The organism is Alphaproteobacteria bacterium (genome assembly GCA_016699305.1).
In the GTDB taxonomy this organism is placed as follows: Bacteria; Pseudomonadota; Alphaproteobacteria.
The window spans coordinates 237,314-261,313 of sequence record CP064970.1; the positions used below are offsets into that span (position 1 = coordinate 237,314).

General features: G+C 57.3%; 19 protein-coding genes and 2 tRNA genes. 12 read left to right on the plus strand and 9 right to left on the minus strand.

The features are described 5' to 3' along the window. Positions 1 to 190: 190 nt before the first annotated feature. Together IPI58_01180 and dnaE are read left to right on the plus strand one after the other, a co-directional pair. On the plus strand, positions 191 to 814 hold the full coding sequence (locus IPI58_01180; GenBank protein ID QQR69328.1) for a hypothetical protein: 624 nt from the start codon (positions 191 to 193) through the stop codon (positions 812 to 814). Positions 815 to 840: 26 nt separating this feature from the next. Next, positions 841 to 4,335 (plus strand): DNA polymerase III subunit alpha, encoded by a 3,495-nt coding sequence (dnaE, locus tag IPI58_01185; protein ID QQR69329.1) that lies wholly within the window; start codon positions 841 to 843, stop codon positions 4,333 to 4,335. Here the strand turns inward: dnaE and IPI58_01190 are convergent. After that, the gene (locus IPI58_01190; GenBank protein ID QQR69330.1) at positions 4,332 to 4,790 is read right to left on the minus strand and encodes a response regulator; all 459 of its coding nucleotides are present in this window, start codon (positions 4,788 to 4,790) and stop codon (positions 4,332 to 4,334) included. The genes dnaE and IPI58_01190 overlap by 4 nt on opposite strands. A gap of 144 nt (positions 4,791 to 4,934) precedes the next feature. Between IPI58_01190 and IPI58_01195 the strand changes: the two genes are divergently transcribed. From IPI58_01195 to IPI58_01215, 5 genes are all read left to right on the plus strand, one after another. After that, positions 4,935 to 5,789 carry a ferritin-like domain-containing protein gene (locus IPI58_01195; protein ID QQR69331.1) on the plus strand — a complete coding sequence of 285 codons (855 nt, stop codon included), beginning with the start codon at positions 4,935 to 4,937 and terminating at the stop codon, positions 5,787 to 5,789. Further along, positions 5,786 to 6,616 carry an outer membrane protein assembly factor BamD gene (locus IPI58_01200; protein ID QQR69332.1) on the plus strand — a complete coding sequence of 277 codons (831 nt, stop codon included), beginning with the start codon at positions 5,786 to 5,788 and terminating at the stop codon, positions 6,614 to 6,616. Before IPI58_01195 ends, IPI58_01200 begins: the two co-directional genes overlap by 4 nt. A 164-nt stretch (positions 6,617 to 6,780) precedes the next feature. Then, complete coding sequence (locus tag IPI58_01205) at positions 6,781 to 7,422, plus strand: NYN domain-containing protein (protein ID QQR69333.1); 642 nt, start codon at positions 6,781 to 6,783, stop codon at positions 7,420 to 7,422. Positions 7,423 to 7,455: 33 nt separating this feature from the next. Then, on the plus strand, positions 7,456 to 10,965 hold the full coding sequence (metH, locus tag IPI58_01210) for a methionine synthase (GenBank protein QQR69334.1): 3,510 nt from the start codon (positions 7,456 to 7,458) through the stop codon (positions 10,963 to 10,965). Positions 10,966 to 11,314: 349 nt separating this feature from the next. Further along, positions 11,315 to 12,004 carry a hypothetical protein gene (locus IPI58_01215; protein ID QQR69335.1) on the plus strand — a complete coding sequence of 230 codons (690 nt, stop codon included), beginning with the start codon at positions 11,315 to 11,317 and terminating at the stop codon, positions 12,002 to 12,004. Positions 12,005 to 12,269: 265 nt separating this feature from the next. Here the strand turns inward: IPI58_01215 and IPI58_01220 are convergent, their stop codons facing one another. The 5 genes from IPI58_01220 to IPI58_01240 form a co-directional block, all read right to left on the minus strand. Beyond that, complete coding sequence (locus IPI58_01220) at positions 12,270 to 12,425, minus strand: hypothetical protein (GenBank protein ID QQR69336.1); 156 nt, start codon at positions 12,423 to 12,425, stop codon at positions 12,270 to 12,272. Positions 12,426 to 12,680: 255 nt separating this feature from the next. Then, the gene (locus IPI58_01225) at positions 12,681 to 13,892 is read right to left on the minus strand and encodes a DEAD/DEAH box helicase (protein QQR69337.1); all 1,212 of its coding nucleotides are present in this window, start codon (positions 13,890 to 13,892) and stop codon (positions 12,681 to 12,683) included. Between the two features lie 489 nt (positions 13,893 to 14,381). Beyond that, positions 14,382 to 15,059 (minus strand): ATP-dependent Clp endopeptidase proteolytic subunit ClpP, encoded by a 678-nt coding sequence (gene clpP / locus IPI58_01230; protein ID QQR69338.1) that lies wholly within the window; start codon positions 15,057 to 15,059, stop codon positions 14,382 to 14,384. A gap of 21 nt (positions 15,060 to 15,080) precedes the next feature. After that, positions 15,081 to 16,499, minus strand: coding sequence for a trigger factor (locus IPI58_01235; protein ID QQR69339.1), 1,419 nt, complete (start codon positions 16,497 to 16,499; stop codon positions 15,081 to 15,083). Positions 16,500 to 16,548: 49 nt separating this feature from the next. Continuing rightward, positions 16,549 to 16,632: transfer RNA gene (locus IPI58_01240), tRNA-Leu, on the minus strand. A 122-nt stretch (positions 16,633 to 16,754) separates the two neighbouring features. Between IPI58_01240 and ppa the strand changes: the two genes are divergently transcribed. The 5 genes from ppa to IPI58_01265 all read left to right on the plus strand — a co-directional run bounded on the left by ppa (position 16,755) and on the right by IPI58_01265 (position 21,985). Further along, positions 16,755 to 17,285 (plus strand): inorganic diphosphatase, encoded by a 531-nt coding sequence (ppa, locus tag IPI58_01245; protein QQR69340.1) that lies wholly within the window; start codon positions 16,755 to 16,757, stop codon positions 17,283 to 17,285. 131 nt (positions 17,286 to 17,416) lie between these two features. Further along, positions 17,417 to 19,033 (plus strand): tetratricopeptide repeat protein, encoded by a 1,617-nt coding sequence (locus IPI58_01250; GenBank protein QQR69341.1) that lies wholly within the window; start codon positions 17,417 to 17,419, stop codon positions 19,031 to 19,033. Positions 19,034 to 19,487: 454 nt separating this feature from the next. Next, positions 19,488 to 20,177: a hypothetical protein gene (locus IPI58_01255; GenBank protein ID QQR69342.1), complete on the plus strand. Its 690-nt coding sequence runs from the start codon at positions 19,488 to 19,490 to the stop codon at positions 20,175 to 20,177. Between the two features lie 146 nt (positions 20,178 to 20,323). After that, the gene (locus IPI58_01260; GenBank protein ID QQR69990.1) at positions 20,324 to 21,760 is read left to right on the plus strand and encodes a replicative DNA helicase; all 1,437 of its coding nucleotides are present in this window, start codon (positions 20,324 to 20,326) and stop codon (positions 21,758 to 21,760) included. Positions 21,761 to 21,908: 148 nt separating this feature from the next. Then, positions 21,909 to 21,985, plus strand: a tRNA-Arg gene (locus IPI58_01265). Between the two features lie 194 nt (positions 21,986 to 22,179). Here IPI58_01265 and IPI58_01270 read toward each other — a convergent pair. From IPI58_01270 to IPI58_01280, 3 genes are all read right to left on the minus strand, one after another. Then, positions 22,180 to 22,806 (minus strand): dienelactone hydrolase family protein, encoded by a 627-nt coding sequence (locus IPI58_01270; GenBank protein ID QQR69991.1) that lies wholly within the window; start codon positions 22,804 to 22,806, stop codon positions 22,180 to 22,182. Positions 22,807 to 22,881: 75 nt separating this feature from the next. After that, positions 22,882 to 23,634 (minus strand): hypothetical protein, encoded by a 753-nt coding sequence (locus IPI58_01275; protein ID QQR69343.1) that lies wholly within the window; start codon positions 23,632 to 23,634, stop codon positions 22,882 to 22,884. A gap of 30 nt (positions 23,635 to 23,664) precedes the next feature. Further along, a complete protein-coding gene (locus IPI58_01280; protein QQR69344.1) occupies positions 23,665 to 23,988 on the minus strand; it encodes a hypothetical protein in 324 nt (107 codons plus the stop codon). Positions 23,989 to 24,000: the final 12 nt, after the last annotated feature.

The following is a 24,000-nucleotide window of genomic DNA, read 5'->3' on the forward strand; positions in this document are numbered from 1 at the left end:
GGATGCACCTTATCTTGCCTCATTGTCGGCAAGGTTCCGTGACAGGTTCCTTCCTGGAGCGGTGATATCGCTCTCATGGCCGGACGGAACAGCATCGACGTTGGAATAAAATCTTCTAGGTAACTAGGTGGAGCGTTGGTTGTTGTTGGTGAAGGTTACGTTCGTAACAACACATTGAAGGAAGAGTATCATGAGAAATCTAGCGCAGGAACGTCTGACTACCCCCGGCATTCAACAATATGCCGATTCAGGATCGCATGTGATGGCTTTCCGAATTATGCAAAAGGCACCCGGCAATCAAGCCTCGCAATTGGGGAAATGTCTTTCTGATCATCTTGGATTCCTGTTGGTATCGACAGAGAATGATATGCCTGATGAGCCAGAGAGAAAAAACCAAAGAAGCGATGATGTCTCCGCCGCCCACGCCGCGTCTACCAGTCGGTTCATCCAGTCTCATGTGATGGTGGATGCTCAGCCAATTCTGTTGAATCCTGATGCCCTATATGTGGTGGGTTATCAGGAACTAGCGCCGGACCAGATCAAGCGTCACTTTGTTTTGAACGCTTCGACATCTTGTGAGAATCAACCAACCCATGCCACGCACCATCCCTTTAGCTCGCAAGATAAATGGGGTGTTGTTCATGTCGCTTATTGTCCGAATACATCCGATACAGGTCCATCGTTGCGATTCATGCAGTTCCTGTGTTCCGAGGCGGCGGCACGTCGGCTTGAGGCAGGAACGGCGGCGGAACCGTCCCTTCCGTTGGCACAGCCCATCACTCTGTGGCAGTCTAGGACCGTGATGCCCCAATGACCTTCATGCCAAAAGGCGTGTAACGCTTGTCTGAGCCTGACTTTATCCATCTGCGCGTGCGTTCGGCCTATTCCTTGGCCGAGGGTGCGATGACTCCCAAGGCCTTGGTCAAATTGACCAAGGCTGCAGGGATGCCTGCGGTGGCCGTGACGGACAGCATGAACATGTTCGGCGCGCTGGAATTTTCCATGGCGGCGGCGGATTCGGGCGTGCAACCCATCATCGGCTGCCTACTGCGCATAGACATGGATGATCTGACCTCTTCGCGCGGGGCGCTTGCATCGGGCGGCGGGAAACCCGGGCAAGGCGGTACCTATGCCTATTTGCCGGTATTGGCGCAGAACGAGACGGGCTATAAAAATCTACTGCATTTGGTCAGCCAGGGATATTTGGAGCATGGCGACGATGCCTTGCCTCATGTGACTTTGGACATGCTGGCCGATGCCAGCGAAGGCGTCTTGGCCATGACCGGAGGGCCGGATGGGCCGCTGGCGCATCACCTGGACCAAAATCGATCCGACGCAGCCGAGGCCGTATTAAGCCGATTGACCCGGATATTCCTGGACAGGCTGTATGTCGAACTACAACGCCACGACATATCCAGTCCCATCGGCCAGCGCGAAGCGCGGCACGAAGCTTGGTTGGTGGCCCAGGCGGATCAACGGGGCTTGCCCCTGCTCGCGACCAATGATTGCCATTTCAGCGCGCCGGATATGTACGAGGCGCATGACGCTTTGTTGTGCATCGCCCAAGGCCGTTATGTCAGCGAGAAGGACAGGCCGCGCTTGACGCCGGATCATGGGTTCAAGAGCGCACAGGAAATGCGCGACTTGTTCACCGATCTTCCCGATGCCTGCGACAACACTTTGGTGGTGGCGCGACGTTGCGCCTTTATGCCGCGCAAGCGCGCGCCCATTCTGCCGCCCTTCCCGAATTCCGAAGGCTTGAACGAGGAAGACGAGCTGCGCCGCCAGGCGCATGAAGGATTGGATGTGCGTTTGGCCGCATTGCCGGCGGGAACAGACTTACAGCCTTACCGCGACAGGTTGGAATTCGAGCTGGGCGTGATCATCCGCATGGGCTTTGCCGGATATTTCTTGATCGTCTCCGACTTTATCCGCTGGGCGAAAAATCAGGGCATCCCCGTGGGTCCGGGGCGCGGTTCGGGCGCGGCGTCGGTGGTGGCATGGTCGCTGTTGATCACCGATCTTGATCCCTTGCGTTTTGGTTTGCTGTTCGAACGCTTCTTGAATCCCGAACGTGTGTCGATGCCTGATTTCGACGTAGACTTCTGCCAAGAGCGGCGCGACGAAGTGATCCGCTATGTGCAAGAACGTTATGGGGCCGAGCGCGTGGCCCAGATCATCACTTTTGGAAAGTTACAGGCGCGGGCCGTGCTGCGCGATGTGGGGCGCGTGTTGCAGATGCCTTACGGCCAGGTGGATAAAATCTGCAAGCAGGTGCCCAACAACCCCGCCGATCCGCCCAAATTGGTCGATGTTCTGGCCAATGATTCCGTTTTGCAGGAAATGAAGCGCACCGATTCCACCGTGGCGCGTTTGTTCGAGATTGCCCAGCAATTGGAAGGCCTGTACCGACACGCTTCGACCCATGCGGCCGGGTTGGTGATCGGCGATAGGCCATTGGAGCAGCTGGTGCCGCTGTATCGCGACCCGCGCGCCGTGTTGCCGGTCACGCAGTTCAACATGAAATATGTCGAGCTGGCCGGGCTGGTGAAGTTTGACTTTCTAGGCCTTAAGACTCTGACGGTTATTCAAAAGACGTTGGCTTTGCTGCGTCAGCGCGGCGTGAACCTGACGCTTGAGCAGATACCATTCGAAGACGAAAAATCTTTCACCATGATGTCCTGCGGCGACACGACCGGCGTGTTTCAGTTGGAAAGCGCTGGAATGCGCGACGTGCTGCGCCGTCTGCGTCCCAATCGGTTCGAGGACATCATTGCCTTGGTGGCCTTATATCGCCCCGGACCGATGGACAACATCCCCAAATACATCAAGGTCAAGATGGGCGAGGAGCCGCCCCATTACCCGCATCCTCTGTTAGAGCCGGTGTTGCTGGAGACATACGGCATCCCGGTCTATCAAGAGCAGGTGATGCAGATCGCGCAGGTCTTGTCCGGTTATTCGCTGGGCGAGGCCGATTTGCTGCGCCGCGCTATGGGCAAGAAAATTGCATCTGAAATGCAGGCCCAACGCGCGCGCTTTGTGGAAGGCGCGGTCGAGCGCGGGGTGGATCGCGCCCAAGCAGAAAGCATCTTCGAGCTGATGGACAAGTTCGCGGGTTATGGATTTAACAAGGCCCATGCCGCCGCTTATGCCTTGATCGCTTGGCACACGGCGTGGCTTAAGGCCAATTATCCGGTCGAATTCATGGCCGCCACCATGACCTATGACATGGGCAACACGGATCGTCTGAGCGTGTTGCGGCAGGAACTGGGCCGTTTGCATATTCCCCTATTGCCGCCGGATATCAACGCTTCGGGCGTCACCTTTACCGTTGAAACGGACGGGCAGGGGCGACAGGCGATTCGTTATGCCCTGGCGGCGATCAAGGGCGTGGGCGCGACCGCCATGCAAAGCTTGGTGGGCGAACGCGACAAAGGCGGGACCTATCACACATTGGCGGATTTCGCCAAGCGCATCGATGCGCACAGCGTGAACAGCAAGATGCTGGATTCTCTGACTCGGTCGGGCGCCTTGGATGGGTTGCATCGGAATCGCGCGCAGGTGATCGCGGGATTGGATCGCATTTTGAATTTTGCCAATCGCAGCGCCCAGGATCGCGCCAGCGGCCAGGGCAATTTGTTCGGCGATGACGACCAAGGGGGCGATAAGCTCAGCTTGCCGCCCGCTTCGGCTTGGGACTCTTTGTCGGCCTTGCAGCATGAATTCGATGCTGTAGGCTTTTATTTGTCCTCGCATCCTTTGGACGCCTATCGCTCGTCGTTGCGGCGACTGAAGGTTCTGGATGCGGCCAGCCTGACGGCGGCGCGTCATCCGCCCAGCGTCTGCCGCATGGCGGGGATCGTGGTGGGTAAGCGCGAGCGCACCGCGCGTTCGGGCAATCGGTTTGCCTTTGTCCAATTGTCGGACGCGACGGGATTGTTCGAGGTCACGGTGTTTTCTGAGGTTTTGTCCTCCACGCGCGATTGGTTGGAGGCGGGAACACCTTTGCTATTATCGGTCGAGGTCCAAGCCTCCCCCGAAGGCGGCGAAGGCGGCGCGGGAAGACGCCTGACCGCCCAATCCATCGAGTTACTCGACCAAGCCGCCGCGCGGCTGGGTGAGGATATGTGTCTGCGACTGCTGACACCCGCCGCCGCCGCGTGTTTGGCTCAGGCCCTTAAGACTCATGCCAAACCTGGCCGAGGGAAGCTAAGCTTGCTCATCACCCTAGATGACGGCGCGCAAGCCGAGATCGACTTGCCCGGTCGCTATCAGCTGGGGCCTGTCTTGCAATCGACGCTGTTGGCCGTGGAGGGTGTGGGGGATGCGGCTTAAATCGGTTGCGGACGCTTTTGGCCGAGGAACTCATCAATCGTTCCAATAAAATGCTTAATGGATATGGGTTTGGACATATATCCATCGCATCCGGCACTGCGGGCGCGTTCCTCGTCGCCTTTCATGGCGAAGGCCGTAACGGTGATGACGGGAATGTGCTTGATGCTGGCATCGGCCTTGATCATGCCGATAAGCTCAAGCCCCGATACTTCTGGCAGTTGAATATCCATCAGGATCAAATCGGGATGATGACGACGGGCGAGCCTAATGCCTTCCATGCCACTGCGCGTGTGTAAAGTGCCGTAGCCGTGGGCCTCTAGCAGATCATTGAAAAGTTTTAAGTTCAGTTCATTGTCTTCGATAATCAGGATATGCGGCGTGTGTGAGGAGTTGTCCTTTGCAGACGTTGGAGTTGAACTCAATTTAGGACTGTTGCTTGGTTGCGTTATGTTCATGATCTGGGTTATCCCCTTCCTTGAACCCTATGCCAGCACAGGAGTGTTGACGGAAGGTAAATGCCCGGCCTAACTGTCAGACTGTCTTCGTGCCAGATGTCGGGATGTCGTCCACCGGTGACGCAAAAGAAGGAAAGTTACCTAATGAGTCAATCACTTGCGGTAGGCTCAGAAGAGCATAAAACGCTGTTCTGTCGAATGTTGCTGGATACGTTCGATCCATATCGACCGGCGGTGATCGCTTGGCCGAATCTGGATGACGATGCTTTGGCGCGTTTGACGGCACTGCCATTTTGGGATGTGGCGGTCGAGACCGAAGGATTCGCCTCGGCCCGGGTCAAGGCTTATGCCGAGGCCCTCAGCGATCCGCTACTCAAAGAAGCCGTCAGCCTGAATGCCTTCGAGGAATCGCGGCATAAGCAGGTGCTGGAGCATATGCTGATCTTTTATAATATCCCGCTCAGGGAAGGGCCGGATTATGTGACGGATGGCGATGCCGAATGGGCGTTCATGCGTACCGGCTATGGCGAATGCTTTGACAGCTTCTTTGCGTTTGGCTTGTTCGAACTGGCGCGGCGTTCCGGATTTTTTCCAACCGAATTGGTCGAAGTGTTCGAGCCGGTGATCCGCGAGGAAGGCCGTCATATCCTGTTCTTCGTCAACTGGGTTTCATGGCGTGCCGCCAGCCTGCCATGGCATAAGCGCGTATTTTTCCGCGCACGGTGCCTGGCGGCCCTGTTGGTCAATGCGGTGGGGCGCGTCAGCTTGGCCGGTGGATTGGGCGGCGGCAAGAACAATCAAGGCAACGACAATTTTGTCGTCAGTGGCGGCCAGAATCTTTCGGTCGATATCAGCTTGCGCGAGTTTCTGGATGTCTGTGTGGCGGAAAACGACAAGCGTTTGTCGCCCTATGATCCGCGCTTGCAAAGGCCGATGCTGATGCCCCGTTTGATCAAGTTCGTCCGTTTCTTTATCCCCAGGAAAGGGGCGCATGCATGAGACGCTTTCATGATTGGATCACTCGCGCCCTTGTGGTGGGCGTGATTCTGCTGGCTGGCGCTTGCTCTTCCGACAAAGAGGAACCCTATGTCGAAAAGCCGCCTGAGCGTCTCTATGCCGAGGCCGTGGCCGACATGGAAAGCGGCGATTATAAAGAAGCGGCCCGTTTGTTTAGCGAAGTCGAACGCCAACATCCCTATTCCCAATGGTCGCCCCGCGCCCAGGTCATGACGGCATTCATGCAGTATCAGGCCATGGAATATGACAAGTCCGTGGACGCGCTGGACCGCTTCATCCAAACGCATCCGGGGCATTCTTCCATCGCCTATGCCTATTATCTGCGGGCCTTGTGTTTTTACGAGCGCATTCCCGATGTGCGCCGCGACCAAGGATTTACGGAAAAGGCTCTGACCGCGCTAGACGAGGTGGTGCGTCGCGCCCCCGACACCGAATATGCACGCGATGCGCGGTTGAAAATGGACTTGGCCAATGACCATCTCGCTGGTCGTGAGATGGAAGTCGGGCGTTACTATCTGGGACAGAAAATCCCCTCGGCCGCGCTGGGGCGATTCCGCCGTGTGGTTGAAGTTTTCCAGACCACCAGCCATGTTCCCGAGGCCCTGCACCGTTTGGTTGAGGTGTATTTGTTGCTGGGCCTGACCGACGAAGCCCAGGCCACGGCGGCGGTTCTGGGACATAACTTCCCAGGCAGCACTTGGTATCAGGACAGCTTTGGGCTATTGGACAGTCGTGGTTTGAAGCCTGAAGACAAAAAGGATTCGTGGATCGGCCGCGTTTGGAACAAGATGGCCCGTACCATCGAATAGTGGCGTACGTTTCACTTTTGCTTCGTTCTGCCTATGAATACAATTCATAGGGTGACAGACGTAAAAATTGGACGTACAAAAGTGCGGAGCAAGAAGGGTAAATTCCGTAAGTTTTTGCCCTTCTTGATCTGTAAACCGAAAAACAACAAGGAAAGGTTTCAGGGATGATCTTCTATCGTGAAGAGAGGATTGCCATTTTCATAGACGGTTCGAACCTCTATTCGGCTTCTAAAGGCCTGGGGTTTGATATCGACTATAAGAAGCTCTTGGACGTCTTCTCCAGCCGTGGCCGCCTTGTGCGCGCCTTCTACTACACCGCCTTCATCGAGGATCAGGACTACTCGCCCATTCGGCCCTTGATCGACTGGCTGGATTACAACGGCTTCACGATGGTCACCAAGCCCGCGCGCGAATACACCGACAGCCTTGGCCGTCGTCGCGTCAAAGGCAATATGGATATCGAGCTGACCGTGGACGCCATGGAAATGGCCGACCATGTCGATCATTTCTTGTTGTTCTCGGGCGATGGCGACTTCCGCCGTTTGGTCGAGGCGTTGCAACGCCGTGGCCGTCGCGTCAGCGTGGTCAGCACCATCCGCACCTCGCCGCCGATGGTGGCCGATGAACTGCGTCGTCAGGCCGACAACTTTATCGAGCTGCAAGACCTGGCCCCCAGCATCGCCCGCGCCCAGCGTGAGGTTCCGCCTCCTGCTGCCGGTGTCGCCCCGCCCGCCGGTGCCGCTCCCATCGTAGGTAAGCCCGTTGGTCTGAATGACGACGAGTCTGACGAAGACAACCAAGGTTGATTCTGTCTGATATATCTCGGACAATAGCTCCCTATGTCGCCTCCATCCCTGTTGAACGGCCTTCGCCAGCGCGTCTTGCTGTGCGATGGCGGGTTCGGCAGCCGCATCCAGGCCATGAAACTGGATGTGGAGCGGGATTACGGCGGTAAGGAGAACTGCACCGAGATATTGAACATCACCCGCCCCGATCTGGTGAAGGAGGTTCATGCCTCATACTTCACCGCCGGGGCGGATGTGGTGGAGACGAACAGTTTTGGCGGTTCTCCCATCACTTTAGGTGAGTTTGGTCTTGGGGATCGGGCGGCGGAGATCAACCGCATTGCTGCCCTTATCGCCCGTGAGGCGGCGGATGAAGCCGCCGCCCATGATGGCGATCCACGCTATGTTCTGGGATCTATCGGACCGGGCACCCGCTTGCCCAGTTTAGGGCATATCGCCTATGACGCGCTGGAAGACGCCTTTGCCGTTCAGGCCACGGGGCTTGTCGAAGGCGGCGTCGATGGCATTCTTATCGAAACCTGCCAAGACCTGTTGCAGATTAAAGCGGCCATCAATGGCGCGCGCCGGGCCATCAAGACGGATGGGCGCGATGTGCCGGTGATGGTGCAGGTGACGGTGGAGACTACCGGCAGCATGCTCACCGGCTCGGATATCGCCGCCGCCGCCACTGTGATGCAGGCGATGCGTGTTGATTCCCTGGGATTGAATTGCGCCACGGGGCCGCGTGAAATGGCCGAGCATTTGCGCTGGTTGGCCCAGAATTGGCCGGGTCTGATTTCATGCCAACCCAATGCCGGTTTGCCAGAGTTGGTGGATGGCAAGGCGCATTACCCGCTTTCTCCTGCCGATCTGGCGATGTGGATGGGCCGCTTCCTGGACGAAGACGGCCTGAATATGCTGGGCGGCTGCTGCGGCACCAATATCGAGCATATCGCCGCGTTGGACGCCATGCTGCGCGCGCGGGCCGAGCCAGGACAACGCCGCCCCTTGGTCAAGTCACGCTCCCCGCATGGGGAACCTGCCGTCGCATCGCTCTTTCAGCATATGCCCCTGCGGCAGGAAAACGCCGTATTCTCCATCGGCGAACGCTGCAACGCCAATGGCAGCAAGCAATGGCGGCAATTGCAAGAAAAGCATGATTGGGACGGATGCCTTGACCTGGCGCGTCAGCAGGTGGCCGAAGGCGCGCATGCCCTGGATATTTGCACCGCCTTTGTCGGGCGCGACGAGATGGCCGAGATGGCCGAAGTGGTGCGCCGCTTTGCCACCGCCGTCACCGTGCCTTTGGTCATCGACACCACCGAATTGCCGGTTTTGGAACATGCCTTGCCCCTTTATGGCGGCAAGGCCATCATCAATTCGATCAATTTCGAGGATGGCGAGGCCCCCGCGCGCAAGCGTTTGGAATTGGCGCGGCGTTATGGCTGCGCCGTCATCGCTCTGACCATCGACGAACAAGGCATGGCCCGCACGCCCGAGCGCAAACTGGCCATCGCCCGGCGTCTGCATGATTTGGCCTGCGGCGAATATGGCCTGCCGTCTTCCGATTTGCTGATTGATCCGCTGACCTTCACCATCGCCACCGGTCAAGAAGACGACCGCAAACTGGCCTTGTGGACCTTGGAGGGCATCGAGTTGATCAAGCAGGCTCTGCCGGAATGTCAGATCATGCTGGGTCTATCGAATGTCTCTTTCGGACTGAACCCCGCCGCGCGGCAAATATTGAACTCGGTATTCTTGGACCATGCGCGTGGGCGCGGCATGACGGCGGCGATCATTCATGCCGCCAAGATATTGCCCTTGCACAAAATCGCGCCCGCCGAACGCGAAGCTGCCGAGGCGTTGATATTTGACCGCCGCGCGCCGGGCTTTGATCCTCTTTCGGTCTTCGTGAATCTGTTCGAGGGACGCGCGGCTCTGGGCGAAGAATCGCGTCAGGACTTTTTGGACTTGTCGGTCGAGGAACGCTTGAAGCGGCGCATTGTGGACGGCAACCGCAAGGGACTAGACGACGATTTGCGTCAGGCCATGCAAGCCTGGAAGCCGCTGGATATCGTCAACACATTGCTGCTGGACGGCATGAAGACGGTGGGCGAACTGTTTGGCAGCGGGAAGATGCAGTTGCCTTTCGTGCTGCAATCGGCCGAGACGATGAAGGCCGCCGTGTCCTTTCTGGAACCTTTTATGGAGCGGCAGGAAGACGCGCAGCCGCGCGGCACGATGGTGCTGGCGACGGTCAAGGGCGATGTGCACGACATCGGCAAGAACTTGGTGGATATCATCCTGACCAATAACGGCTATCGCGTGATCAATCTGGGGATCAAGCAACCTTTGGACGCGATGATCCAGGCTTTGAAGGAACACAAGGCCGACGCCATCGGCATGTCGGGTCTATTGGTCAAATCCACCCAGGTGATGAAGGAAAACCTGGAGGAAATGACCCGCCAGGGTCTGAACGTGCCTGTTCTGCTGGGCGGCGCGGCCCTGACCCGCGCCTTTGTCGAGGAGGATTGCGCCCGCGCCTATCCGGGTGGACGTGTGGCCTATGGCGGCGATGCGTTTGATGGTTTGTTCTTGATGGACAAGATCAGCAGCGGCGATTTCGATTCCTATGTCCAGGCGCGCGCGGTGCAGCAACGCGGTCGCGGTCGCCGTCCGGCGGCGGCAACGCCGCACGCGACGCTTTCAGATGCTGACCGCATGGCGGCGCGGGCGCGGCGCGGGCGGATGGGCCAGGACGTGACCGTTCCCGATCCGCCTTTTTGGGGCGCACGGATGATCGAGTCGGTATCTCCCAAGGCGCTTTTGCCTCTGTTGAACGAACGCATGCTGTTTCAGATGCAATGGGGCTATCGCAAGGAAGGCCGCAGTCTGGACGATTATATGGATTGGGCTCGGCGTGAACTGCGCCCGGTTTTGCAGCGCCTGATGACGCAATGCCAGGAACAGAATATCTTGCAACCCGCCGCCCTTTACGGCTATTGGCGCTGCGCGGGAGAAGGCAACGATCTGGTGTTGTTCGAGCCGGACGGCATCACGGAATGCGGACGTTTCACCCTGCCGCGCCAGACGACGGAGGATGGCGATTGTATCGCCGACTTCTTCAAGGACATCGAACAAGGCCCGTCGCAGCGCGACGTGGTGGGCCTGCAAGTTGTGACCATGGGCGCGCGCGCCTCCGACATTGCCCATGATTGGTTCACGCAAAACCGCTATCAAGATTATCTGTATCTGCACGGTCTGTCGGTGGAAATGACCGAGGCCCTGGCCGAGCATGTCCATCACCGCATCCGCAGCGAACTGGGCTTTGCCGATCAGGATGCGCGCGAGACCGAAAAGCTCTTGAACCAAGGCTATCACGGCAGCCGTTATTCCTTTGGCTATCCCGCCTGTCCCGCATTAGAGGATCAGTCGATCATCCTGCGCCTATTGGGGGCCCAGCGCCTGGGCGTCACCTTGTCCGAGGAACACCAACTCCACCCCGAACAAAGCACCTCGGCCTTGGTCGTGCATCACCCCAAGGCGCGGTATTTCGGGGTTTGATCATGGTATTCGCCGCACGGATGCTGCGATCACAAGCAGGATAATAGGAACAGAAAAGACGAAGATAGAAAACCATGTCTTCGACAACAAATGGTCAAGATTCACATTGAAATCACGGCGGGTTTGTCCAGTCGGCATATTTGCGTGGTCGAATAATACGAGATTCTTTCATTCTTGGTGTGCTAAAATACACGCCGCCCTAGCCTTCAGGGGAGCATGGCCTTCCAGCTAGTTTATTCGCCTCTGGCGAGTCCGTATCCCAGCCGGTAGAGCATCTGACTTTTAATCAGAGTGTCGTAGGTGGGCGATGCGTTTAGGCACGGTCTTTCAAGGTGATACGAGGACGGATATGAAAATCATCGACCACAAACTCATGGCCCGAAATGAGCTTATAGATCGTCTGCGACGCACATGCTTGCTAGGGTCGGCTGGAGAAGAGCCTGTTTTGGGGCTTGATGGCCTTGAAATCTACAAACAGGCCGATATCGAGATGTCCATTCTTGATCCGAATGTGCTGTGTCCTACGCAGACATATGTCGAGATACCCATTGTAAATTTAATCAAATCTATTCGGAAACAATTGCTGCAGCATGAGATCGATATATTCAACATGGATGGCGGCGTATGGATAAGAACGGATGAATACCCAGATGAATGGATTCCTGTTGTGCCACCAATCATTGAAAATTCGCAGGCGGATAACGGAATAGATATCATCAGTGATGGGATGCACCGCAGCTATGCGGCACGTATGGAAGGTATGCCGATCAATGTGATCCGCGTAAAAAACCTGCCACCGAACGTTCCCTATTACGCCTATCCACTACCGGATGGTTGGAAGAGTGTTATGCAGGTTCATACAAAACCCGATGAAAAATTGACAAAAACCTTCCGTTGGCCGCATGGCAAACATCGCTGGCTATATCGCGTGTACAACGCGGACGATGTATTGCCTGGCGTTCAAAAGAAAAGAGGGCCTAGTCGCTGTGCGTGGAATGATAACCGCGAGTTACCGCTAATTCCCAATATGTCGCCATAATTTATGGATTCACGATGATCGATAATCCGCCGCTATGAAGTTGAGTTGAAATAAAGCGCGTAGAGTGCATGGTAGTCATTGGACAAGCCCTTCGCCAACGCTTCGTAAACGGCTCTCTCCCCATTGGGCGGATATCTTTCTGCCATTTGACCGGCCCAGCAGCCCCCCGATCTATCGAGACAGCAAACACGCCTCCGTTTGACGCTCGTGCATGTCAACGGCGCATCTTTTTGTTCGATTGAACGGCGGCGTCAGGATGTCTCGGTTATGGGTTCGCTTGCATGGCTTTGACCAAGATCGCCACATTGTGACGGAACATGTGCTGATAAGTCTGCGCGGGGCCTTTTTGATCCGATAAGGAATCCGCATACAGCCTGCCTCCCATCACGGCCCCGGTCTCGTTCGCCAATTGCTGCCTCATGATCTTTGGGGAAGATGCCTGTCGAATCCACAAAGATAACGCCCCACTTGCCGTCGCCACCATTCATCCCATTGCCCTTAACTTCCTGCAAATCACCAAACAGGGCCGAGAATCCATGCGCCGTCTCAGAAAAAAGGCAGGCTGGGACAATGACACTCTCTCGGGCGTATCCTCACCAGATCATGAGGATACGCCCGAGAGTAGCGCAGGCCACCTATATATGGCGACCTATGCGCGATCTATGATCTTGGCATCTTATGCCGCATAGCTTCCCCTGTGCCTTTGGCCGCCGCCGGCTGTTTTGTTTTTCCAAAAGGTCTTGCGGCGGGCTTGGTTGGCAGAAGGATTTCCGCTCTTTGGCGCGCCCTTATGGGCGGACTCTTCGTGGCCGTTCAGCAGGCGGTGAATGGCTTTCCATTTCGTGCCGTCGGCGGGGGTCAGGAAGTTGACGGCAGAGCCTTCCGCTCCGGCGCGCGCCGTGCGGCCGATGCGGTGGATGTAATCCTCGGGCACTTGCGGCATGTCATAGTTGATGACGTGCTCGATATGCGGGATGTCCAGACCTCTGGCCGCGATATCGGTCGCCACGAGGATGCGGTATTTCTTATCGCGGAAGCTTTGGATCACACGGTCGCGGCTGCGCTGTTGCAGATTGCCGTGGATGGCGTCCGAACGATGATCGGACTTGTTCAGCCTGGTTGCCAGTTTGTCGGCACCGTATTTTGTCTTCACGAAAATGATGATCGAGCCTTGGCGCTGCTGAAGCTGTTCAAGCAACTGAGCGTATTTGTCGATATCGCTGGTGTGGATATTGTCCTGCTTGATCTTGGCAACGGGCGCATGGGACAATCCGACCGCGACGCGAACCGGGTTCTTGGTGTATTTGTCCGCGATCTTGATGATCTTCGCGGGCATGGTGGCCGAGAACAACAGCGTCTGACGTTCGGCGGTCATATAGCGCAAGATCTTGTCGATCTGAACGCCAAATCCCATATCGAGCATACGATCCGTTTCGTCCAGAACCAGGAATCGAACGGTGTCCAGCTTCAGGCTGCCGCGATCCAGATGATCGGTGATGCGTCCGGGCGTGCCGACGATCAAGCGGGGCTTTTGTTGCAGCTGATTGAACTGGCGCGGCATCGCGTCGCCGCCGATCAGAAGAGCCGTCTTGATATTCGAGACAGGAATCAGTTGCTGCAAAGCCAACATCACCTGTCCGGCCAGTTCGCGCGTGGGAGTCATGACAAGGGCGCTGGCCGTGGGGTCTTCCATCAGTTTGACGATCAGCGGAATGCCAAAAGCTAAGGTCTTGCCCGTACCCGTTTGGGCGGAGCCCAAAACGTCGCGTCCGGACAGGGCCAGAGGGATGGTTTGCTCTTGAATGGGCGTGGGGGTCAGAAACTCCAACCGTCCCAAAGCCTGCATCAGTTTTGCGGGGAGTCCGAATCCATTGAAATCATCAGCCATGTCGTTTCCTTATAAGGTTGCCTATCCGCGCCCAGGGCAGACGCACGGCATCATGCCGCGCGCCCCGCAAGCGCGTTGTTCCAGTTGTTGTCGTTGAGTTTCTCTTGGGCCGCGAAGCCTTCGACGAAATCTCTTAAACGGCGTGAAAGGAAAAAAGGCATCCCATAAGGGATCTCGTTTCGCGCCTTTCCTAAAAAAGGCCGCGCCGATGGCATCGGCACCATGCACAAGCAAGAGTATTTCTAAACTCAGGACTACCCATACAGGATGTTGGGGATAGATGCAATACAAACACACGAGCGCTTATAAAACGTGTTTAGTGGTATGGATTACGGCCATCATATCTTCGACATGTTACACGCCTGTTAGCTACGGTCTCACAAACCGCGGCCAGCATAGTTCCCAAAGGTCCGATAGAAGTCAGCCCGACGTCTCTCACAAAAAAGAAGAAGCCGCCAATCTGAAAAATCCTGCTTGCGTTTACAGCATTCAGGCCTTGCTATCATCCGAAGCGGGACGTTCGGTGACCACTTCGTCCACCAAGCCATAAGCGCGCGCTTCTTCAGCTGACATGAATTTATCGCGCTCAACAGCACTTTCAATCACGTCCAATTTCTGGCCGGTATGCTTGACGAGGATTTCATTGAGCCGCTGGCGCAGTTTTAGAATCTCACGCGCTTGAATCTCGATATCCGTCGCCTGGCCTTGGGCACCGCCCGAGGGCTGATGGATCATGATCCGGCTATTGGGCAGGGTATAGCGCCGCTTTTCCGCGCCAGCCGCCAACAGCAACGCGCCCATGGACGCCGCCTGACCGATGCACAAGGTGGATACCTGCGGGCGGATATACTGCATCGTGTCATAGATGGCCAACCCCGCCGTGACCACGCCGCCGGGCGAGTTGATATAGATCGAGATGTCCTTATTCGGATTCTCGGCCTCCAGGAACAGCAACTGCGCACAGATCAAACTGGCCATATGGTCTTCGACCTGGCCGGTCAGGAAAATGATGCGTTCCTTCAGCAGGCGGGAATAGATGTCATAGGAACGCTCGCCGCGACTGGTCTGCTCCACCACCATCGGAACCAGGTAATTGGCGCGCTCGATCTCATGCCGAGCGTCGCTGTCGAGACCTGCCAAAGATGCGGTATTGGGCAAAAAAGTCATGCGAGCGTTCCTTCCAAAGGCTTAATGTTCGTGACCGTGGGCGTGGTCATGGCCGTGATCATGGTCATGATCGTGGCTGTGGCCATGCGCGTGGGTATGGACATGCCCATCATCGCCTGATTCGTCCTCTTGAAGCAATTCCGAGACAGGAACTTTCTTGTCCGTAATAGTCGCCAGAGACAGAATGAAATCCACCACCTTTTCCTCGTATAGGGGCGCACGGATCATCTGATCGGCCAATTGCGGATGTTCCCGATAGAACTGCACCGCCTGAGGCACGCCGCCGGGGAAATAGCCCGCCTCGCGCATCAAGGCACTGTTAAACTCGTGCTCGCCCACATGAATCTTGTGGCGCTGGCCCACTTCATCCAGCAACAGCCCCAAACGCACGCGGCGTTCGCCCAGAGTGCGGAATTCGGCACGAAGCGTTTCTTCGCTCTTCCCGGCATCCTCGGGGGAAACCTGGCCCTTTTCGCTGCGCCGCTTCCAATCCTGCCAGATCGACTCGGCCTCGCGTTCCACCATCGTGGGAGGCAGTTCGAAATGATGCTCGGTCGCCAGTTTGTCGAACAAGGCGACTTTCAGCTTTTGCCGCGCGGCGATCTTATAATTCTCACTGATCCTCTCGCGCAGACGTTGGCGCAGCGCTTCCAGGTTCTCCATGCCGTATTCCTGGGCCAAGGCATCGTCAACGGGTTTGACATGCGGTTGACGCAGTTCCTTGATCTCCACATCGAAATCGGCAGGTTTGCCCGCCAAGCTGCGCTCGCGGTAATCCTGCGGGAAGGTCACGCGCACCTGGCGCTTGTCGCCCGGCTGGCTGCCCACCAATTGATCCTCGAACGTGTCCACGAAGGAGTGCGACCCCAGTTCAAGCTGGAAATCATGCGCGTGCATGTCTTCACGCGCCACGCCGTCCACCGAGCCATGAAAATCGATAACCACGATATCGCCTTTGACAGCAGGGCGCGGCTCTATCACCGGCTCGCTGGCGCGTTGGCGTCGGGCCAGCTCGGCCAAAGCCGTATCCACCTCGGCCTCGTCAATCTCGGCCATCATGCGCTCGAAAGACAAGGTGCGGAAATCGATCGGTTCGATCGACGGAATAACCTCGACCTCCATTTCAAAGTCCAGGCCCTTGGTCTCGTCGAAGACGGCGACCTTGGTGCGGGGCTGGGTGGCGGCGCGCAAGCCCTTTTTGCCGAGGGCTTCTTGGCTGCCTTGCACCAGTTTATCTTGCAAGATGTCCTGCATCACCGGCTTGCCATAGCGCGAACGCATCATGCTCATGGGTGCCTTGCCGGGGCGAAAGCCAGGCAAGTTGACCTGATGCGACAGGTCGCCCAGACGCTTTTCCAGCTCAGCCGTGATCTCCGACGCTTCGAAAACCACATGGATACGCCGCACAAGACCCTTGGTCTCCAGTTCCTCGACATGCATGATGTTTCTGCCTTTTCCCTTTGATCGTAAGGTGTTACTTCGTTCAACGTGCGGGCGGGGGGAGTTGAACCCCCAAGACCTTTCGGTCACTGGAACCTAAATCCAGCGCGTCTGCCAATTTCGCCACGCCCGCTTGGTTGAAAGCTCGTAGCATACACAAGACCAAGCCGCAATGATGGCATAGACGCCAGGGGCAAGATCGGCTAATCAGTGGCCTACGTCACCCCTTTCATCACGTGTCAGGAGACCCCAAAAATGGATATCAGCAAGCTTTCCCCCGGTCCCAACCCGCCCCATAGCGTCCATGTCGTGATCGAAGTGCCCGGCGGCAGCGCGCCGGTTAAATACGAGATGGATAAGGAAAGCGGCGCGTTGTTTGTGGACCGGTTTCTATCCACTTCAATGGTCTATCCGGCGGCTTACGGCTTTATCCCCAGCACGCTTTCGGGCGATGGCGATCCGTGCGACGTGTTGGTGCTGACCCCTCAGCCTCTTGTGCATGGCTGCGTCATCAAGTGCCGCCCCATCGGCGCGTTGAAGATGGAGGACGAATCCGGCGTCGATGAAAAGATCCTGGCCGTGCCTGTGGACAAGCTGCATCCGTCTTTTTCCGGGATCAAATCCTATGAAGATGTCCCCGAAATTACCCGCGCAACGATCACCCATTTCTTCGAGCATTACAAAGACCTCGAAAAAGGCAAATGGGTCAAAGTGACCGGCTGGGTCGGCCCCGAAGAAGCGATGACACTGATCACAGAGGCCATTGAACGCGCGAAGAAGTCGTAAGGAAAAGACCGAAAAGGCGGGAGTCATAAAATGACTCCCGCCTTTTATATGAAAGGGTTAGTGCTTCCATACCAATCTTTAACCAATCATCCCTCAGGGTTCGGAAGACACCCGAATGGGAGGGATGATTCATGCGATCCTCGCGCAAGACAATTCCGTGGGCACGACCACAAACCGCCGCTTTGGTGGCGATGTTGGTGGCCAGCAGCTTTTTTCTGACCGCATGTGAGAGCACAAGCAGCAACGGGGATGATCCGGGCCTGCGTGGCAGCAGTCTGCGCATGGCGCGCCGTGCCGCCGCCGATGGCAATACCAGCATGGTGGCCATGTTCGCCGACAAGGCACATATCGAGGAACCCAAGAAACTGGAACCGCTGTTGCTGCTGGGTGATTCCCTCTTGGCGCAGCATGAGCCTGCGGCGGCGGTCGAAGCCTATGGCCGCGCCCTGGCTTTGGCACCGCAAGATGTCCGCGCCCAAGACGGCTATGGCCGCGCCTTGATCGCCCTGGGCCGCGCCAATATGGCGCAAACGATTTTCGAAGGCCTGGTGGCGGCGCATCCCCAAGACGTGCGCGGATTGAACGGATTGGCCGTGGCCTTGGATATGCAAGGCCAGCATACCCAAGCACAAGAACGCTATCGCCAAGCCCTGGCCCTGTCGCCGGGGCAAACATCGACCGCTAATAATCTGGCTCTGTCCTTGATTCTGGATGGCGCGCCCGAAGAGGCCATCGCGTTGTTAGCACCAATCGCCGCCAGCCCCTCGGCTCCTGCTCGGTATCGGCAGAATCTGGCCCTGGCCTATGGCCTGGCCGGACAAGACGCCAAGGCGCGGGAATGGGCGTCCAACGACCTGGACGCCGACAGCGTCAAGCAAAATATGGCTCTATACCGCGCCGCGCGCGATGGCCGCGTGAACCCTCTATCCACCTTGTCCCTGGACAAGGGACAAGGAGTCGAGACCAAACCGGTTAGCCAAGCGGTGACGGTGGCAGCGGCAGACAGTCCTGCGGCGACACTTCCTGTCGAATCTGCCCCTGCACCCGTGACGACACGTGTGCCCGAAGCGGAGAGTGTGTCCGTACCGCCAGTTCCGGATGCCGCGGTGCCCGCCGCAGTCGAGCCTGTGACTGTGGCTTTGCCCCCGCCGGTAACCGAGCCAGCCCCGGTCCCTACGCCTATTGCCGCCCCCCAGGTCCATGAATCATCCTCTGCCCCCAGCAGCGCCGACGAACTGAACCGCGCGGTGAATGAGTCCATGATGCGCGTGTCGTCGCCCGCCCCCTCGGAATCCACCGCCAGTGAATCCGATGAGATTGCCGCCCGCGTGGTAGCCAAGGTCCTGGCTGAAGCGCAAGTCTTGGTTCCCACACCCGACCCCTTGCCTGATGTATCCTTCAATTCTAAACCCATCCCCGTCGAGGCACTGGCCGCCCAGGAAGATATAGCTACAGCCGCGCAGTCTGCCTCGCCATCACCTGAATCCACCACACAAGAGCCGCGCATCCAATTGGCGGCCCTTAAGAAACGCGAGGCCCTGGAAAAAGAGCGCGACCGTCTGATGGCCAAACATCAGAGCGACTGGACGGAATTCTCGCTAGAGATTGTGTCTCCTTACGAGCACGATGCGCCCAACCGCCGCTTTTACCGTTTGCAGCTGATGGGGATATCCAACAGCAAGAAGGCATTTTCCATGTGCAACAAGCTGAATGAGCAAGGCACGGATTGCTTCGTGGTCACTCATTGAGCTGATTTCCCATCGTTTAGACTATGAACCGGGGTTTTTTATGGTCCATGGATTTACCCATTTCTCTTAAGTGGTTTTGCAATTCCTGATTGTTGTTGAGCCTGGATGTGATGGATAACGCGCATGCACCTGTTCGCTTCCCTTGGCGGCCAGAGGATCACGCGCCGGCAAACTCAACCTTCGAAAAATGCAGTCCTTTTCTACCTACCCGCTTCGGGTATGTGTCTAGTTTTTGTTATATTTAACAAGCGCCTACTTATGCGTTCCAGGTTCTTGGCGGCGGATTCTGGGGCTAGGGCTGCCATGCGTAAATCATGGGCCAGATAGCTTAAATCCACCGCGACAAGGCAAATCTCATGGCGTAAACTGTCGTTCGGAGCATCAGAGTTGTTCCGTGAAACCGAGGCCTGCATCCAACCCTCCTTGGATAACGATCGTTAACGAGAGGCCCATCATGAACGCTGTGCGGAAAAATGATATTCCACGAAAGAAGGGGGTGATGCGTCAACTGGGCGGTCATACCCCCTCCCGGCGCGCCGCCATGTCGCAAGTCGTGGAGGCCGAGAACGCCGTTAGTCTGCGAATGATCCCGGGTCTTGCCATGAAACTGGCTGTTGAAGTGGGCTGGCGCGAGGTCAGTGCCGAGCGTCTTGCCGAAGCATCAGGGATTGATGCAGCCAGTATTCGCGCCTTATACCCCGATCGTGGCAGTTTATTGGTGGGATTGGCGCGCTTGGTGGATGCCCAGGTTTTAAGTCAGGACATTCTTTTTGGCGCTCAGGATTTGCTTAAGGACCGCTTGCTTGAGATATTGATCTCGCGTTTCGAGGCCTTGCGGCCCTATCGTCCGGGGCTACGTGAAGTGGCGGAGTGCTGGCGTAAGAACCCGGTGGAATCGGCGGATGAGATGGCTGCCAGCGGAAGGCAGATGTGCCGTTCTCTGATGTGGATGGCATGTGCCGCGCGGGCCGGTGCCAATCCATGCCACATGAAGCGTGTGGCGTTGATCTTGTCGGGGATATGGGTCCTGGCTTTTCGCGTATGGATGCAAGATGACACCCATGACCTCAGCCGCACATTGGCCAGCCTGGATCGCCTGTTGACCCGTTCAGATTCGATGCTGCGCGACGAACCGCGCCTGTAAATGCATCTACCCCCGTTATCCCCGTTATTCACAGGGCGGAAAAACTGGTCCCTGCGCCAGGATCCGGACAAACTAGCAGGATGAGCGAGAGCAACATTCTAACCTTTCTACCGACCGTCCCTCCCACCGAGCCGGGGACGCCGCGCATGCTGCCCCATAATACCGAGGCCGAGCAGGGCCTTTTGGGGGCGTTGATGTTCGATAACCGCGCCTATGAGCGCGTGGCCGAATTTTTGCGGCCAGAGCATTTCTACGACCCCATTCACGGGCGCATCTATCATCACATTGTCACGTTGGTCGATCGCGGCCAACGCGCCGATGCCATCACTCTGCGGCCGTTTTTCGAGCGCGAGCCGGAATTGGTCAATGTGGGCGGCGCCGCCTATCTCAGCCGCCTAGAGGCGGGGGTGGTGGCGGTGGCCAATGCCGCAGATTACGGCAAGATGATCTATGATCTTTTCCTGCGGCGCGAATTGGCCGCCATCGGGGAAGAGATGCTCGAGGAATCTTGCCATCCCGATATCAACCGTCCAGCCACCGATTTGATCGAGGACAAGGAACACAAACTTTACACCCTGGCCAGCACCGGCGAGACGCAAGGTGGGCCTGTATCGTTGGATATCGCTATCCCTGAGTCCATCTCGCTGGCCGAGGCGGCGCATAAGCGCGACTCCCATATCACCGGCGTGACCACAGGCCTGCGTGAGCTGGACCGTTTGTTGGGCGGTTTGCATAGCTCGGATTTGGTGATCCTGGCCGGACGCCCTTCGATGGGTAAGACCGCGCTTGCCACCAATATGGGGTTCGTGGCGGCGCGACGTTTCTACGAAAAAGGCGGCATGGAAGGTGCCCCTGTGGCCTTCTTCTCGCTGGAAATGTCCACCAGCCAGTTGGCGACCCGTATTCTGGCCGATGTATGCCGCGTGCCCTCGCACAAGATCCGCCGGGGCGAAGTGAAGAGCGAGGACTTTGTCACCTTTACTGAGCAGTCCAAGATGCTGCGCCGCGTGCCGTTTTATATCGACGACACACCATCAATATCGGTGGCCGCTTTGCGCACCCGGGCGCGTCGTCTAAAGCGCACATCGGGGCTGGGAATGATCGTCGTCGATTATCTTCAGCTGATGCGCGGTCCAGGAGGACGGCGCGAAGAAAACCGCGTGCAGGAATTATCCGAGATCACGCGCGGCCTGAAATCCATCGCCAAGGAATTGAATGTGCCGGTGCTGGCTTTGTCGCAGTTATCGCGCGCCACCGAAGCCCGCGACGACAAGCGCCCACAACTGTCGGATCTGCGTGAATCCGGCTCGATCGAGCAAGACGCCGATGTGGTGATGTTCGTGTTCCGCGAGGAATATTACCATGAACGCGCCCAGCCGACCCAAGGCGCGAACGAGACGGTCGAGCATTACGAAAAGCGTCATCAAAACTGGCAGGTGCGGGGCGATGCCGTACACAACATTGCCGAGGTCATTGTGGCCAAGCAGCGTCACGGCCCCATCGGCACGGTACGCCTGCATTTCGAAGGGGCTTTCACCCGTTTCTCGGACTTGGCCGAGGACCGCTATTTGCCCGAGGATTAGGCGTTTTTTGCCAGCTCTGACAGACGCGCCGAGCATCTATAAACCCTGTTGCGTCCTGTAAGTGTTTCCATTAAGGTGACCAACGTTCCAAGCGGGAACCCACCGCACACAGCATGCTGTTGATGCCGAAGGCTTCCGCCAAAACCAAGCGCCCGTAGCTCAATTGGATAGAGCATCTGACTACGGATCAGAAGGCTAGGAGTTCGAATCTCTTCGGGCGCACCAATTTCCTTATGTTATATCGAATTCAGACCGAATGGTTGCGGCCATTCAAGCCCATTTGTGCTACTAAAAACCTACCTAAGCGGGTTAGTCATCTCCGGATTACCTTGGTAAACGCGCTGCGTTAAACGGCTGTCGGCATGCGCCAAAAGCATCTCTTCGGCTATCTTCTTTGACAAGAAAGCGTCTGGCGGCCCCTAATTCGCTTGCTTGAACACAGCCTGTAGAAATCTTGCGGCGGACTCGACGCCCAGATTGTCGATACTGTGCGGCAGGTTGGGACAGATAACCAATTCCGTTTGAAAGCCGTTGGCCTCCAGCACCTTTGCCGCGACACGGCTGGCATCCGCCGTTAGGACTTCGTCATCCGCGCCATGGACCAACAGCACAGGCGGACGCGACGCGACGGCGTCTGCCATCAATTCCGGCCCCACCAACATGCCCGAGAATCCGATAATCGCCGCGCAAGCCGATGCGCGGCGTGGGCCGACATACAGCGACATCATCGTGCCTTGGGAAAAACCGATAAGGATGAGGTCTTTGTCTGTTAGCCCTCTTTCCGACAAGGCTTGGTCCAGAAAAGCATCCAGGATCGGCGCGGCCTTTTGCACACCGTCGAGGATAAAGGCGGGGTCCATCCGGCGCAGACTGAACCATTGCCGCCCGAAGGGCAGCATGTCATGCGGCCAGGGCGCGTCGGGAGCGATGAATTCGGCATCAGGAAAAAGGGGGCGGAATGGGTGCGCAAGACCGATCAACCCTTCCCCTGTATCCCCCAGGCCGTGCAACAGAACCACCAGTTGACGTGGCGGCCCACCGTTCATAGGCGGAAAAGCGGGACCTGCCAGGCCAACCGGCTGTGTCTGTTCTGTCACGATACGCTACCTTATCTTCGATCTTTAACGTGTGGCGGCAGGCGGAACAGCCTTAAGCACCAGATTGGCGCTCATGGTCAAACGCTGCGAGGTGGACATGTCCGATCCTGATGGTGCAGGTGCGGCCGCCATCATCGGCGCGCTTTCATCGGAAGCACTCATGGACTTCATCATCATGGCGCGTGCGCCGCGTGCCATCATCGCGCCGCCCGATAGGCCCTCAAAGCCCATCTCGGCGATGCGATAAGAACGGCCTGGCAGGCTGGCGTTGGCGGCCTCCAATTCCTGCTGAGCGCGGGCGTAAAGCTTGCGGCGCAACTCCAGCTTGGTGGCCTCCATTTCCTCCAATGTGGGTGAGAAGTCGATGCCGCCGACGGAAATCTGCATTCCCGCTTTGCTGGCCGATTTGGCGCGATCATGAATGCCTCCCAAAACGCTTTCTTGAAGGCGAGTCTCGTATTGAACATCCCAGCGTTCAAGACCGGTGTTGTCCTGCGACCGGCTAAAGCCCACTGGACGCCATTCGCCCTGAGCCAAGCCTTGCACGGCCTTGCTCATCGCATCGCGCGCGGAACCCGCCTTGCCGCCTTCGACGGCCATGCTGACATTCACCATCACCCGCGCGGTCTTGCTGACCACCCAGCCCTCGACGGAAATCGGCAAGGTGATCTGATCGTCTTGCTTGTCCGCCACGATCACTTCGGCATGGCCCGTCATAGGGGCGGCTGCCAGCAGCATCGCGGACAGAAGAAGCACAGGCATCTTACGTTGAGACATGGTTCGATCCTTCCCGTGGTCGAGTTGAAGTCAGGGCGACTCTGTTGGTTCCATCAGTTCCAGCGCGCGCAGCGCGGTGTTCACACATGCGCTATTCGCGCCGTTTCCATCATTAAATCCGCCGTCCAAAGGCATGCTCGGCGTCGCTTGGCGATAATAGGCCAGGGCGTGATTTCGAAGCGCGACTACCAAATCCTGATCTGGCGCACAGCCTGCGGCGACTCTTTCGATCAAAGACTGTACAGAGCCATTCTCGCGCATGGCGATCTCCGCCAAGGCCTCGCGCAACAGCCGCGCTTCTTCCGGACGCAAACTGGCGTCGAGGAGAAGGGAATATGCGTGGGACTGTGTCATACGATCTATCTT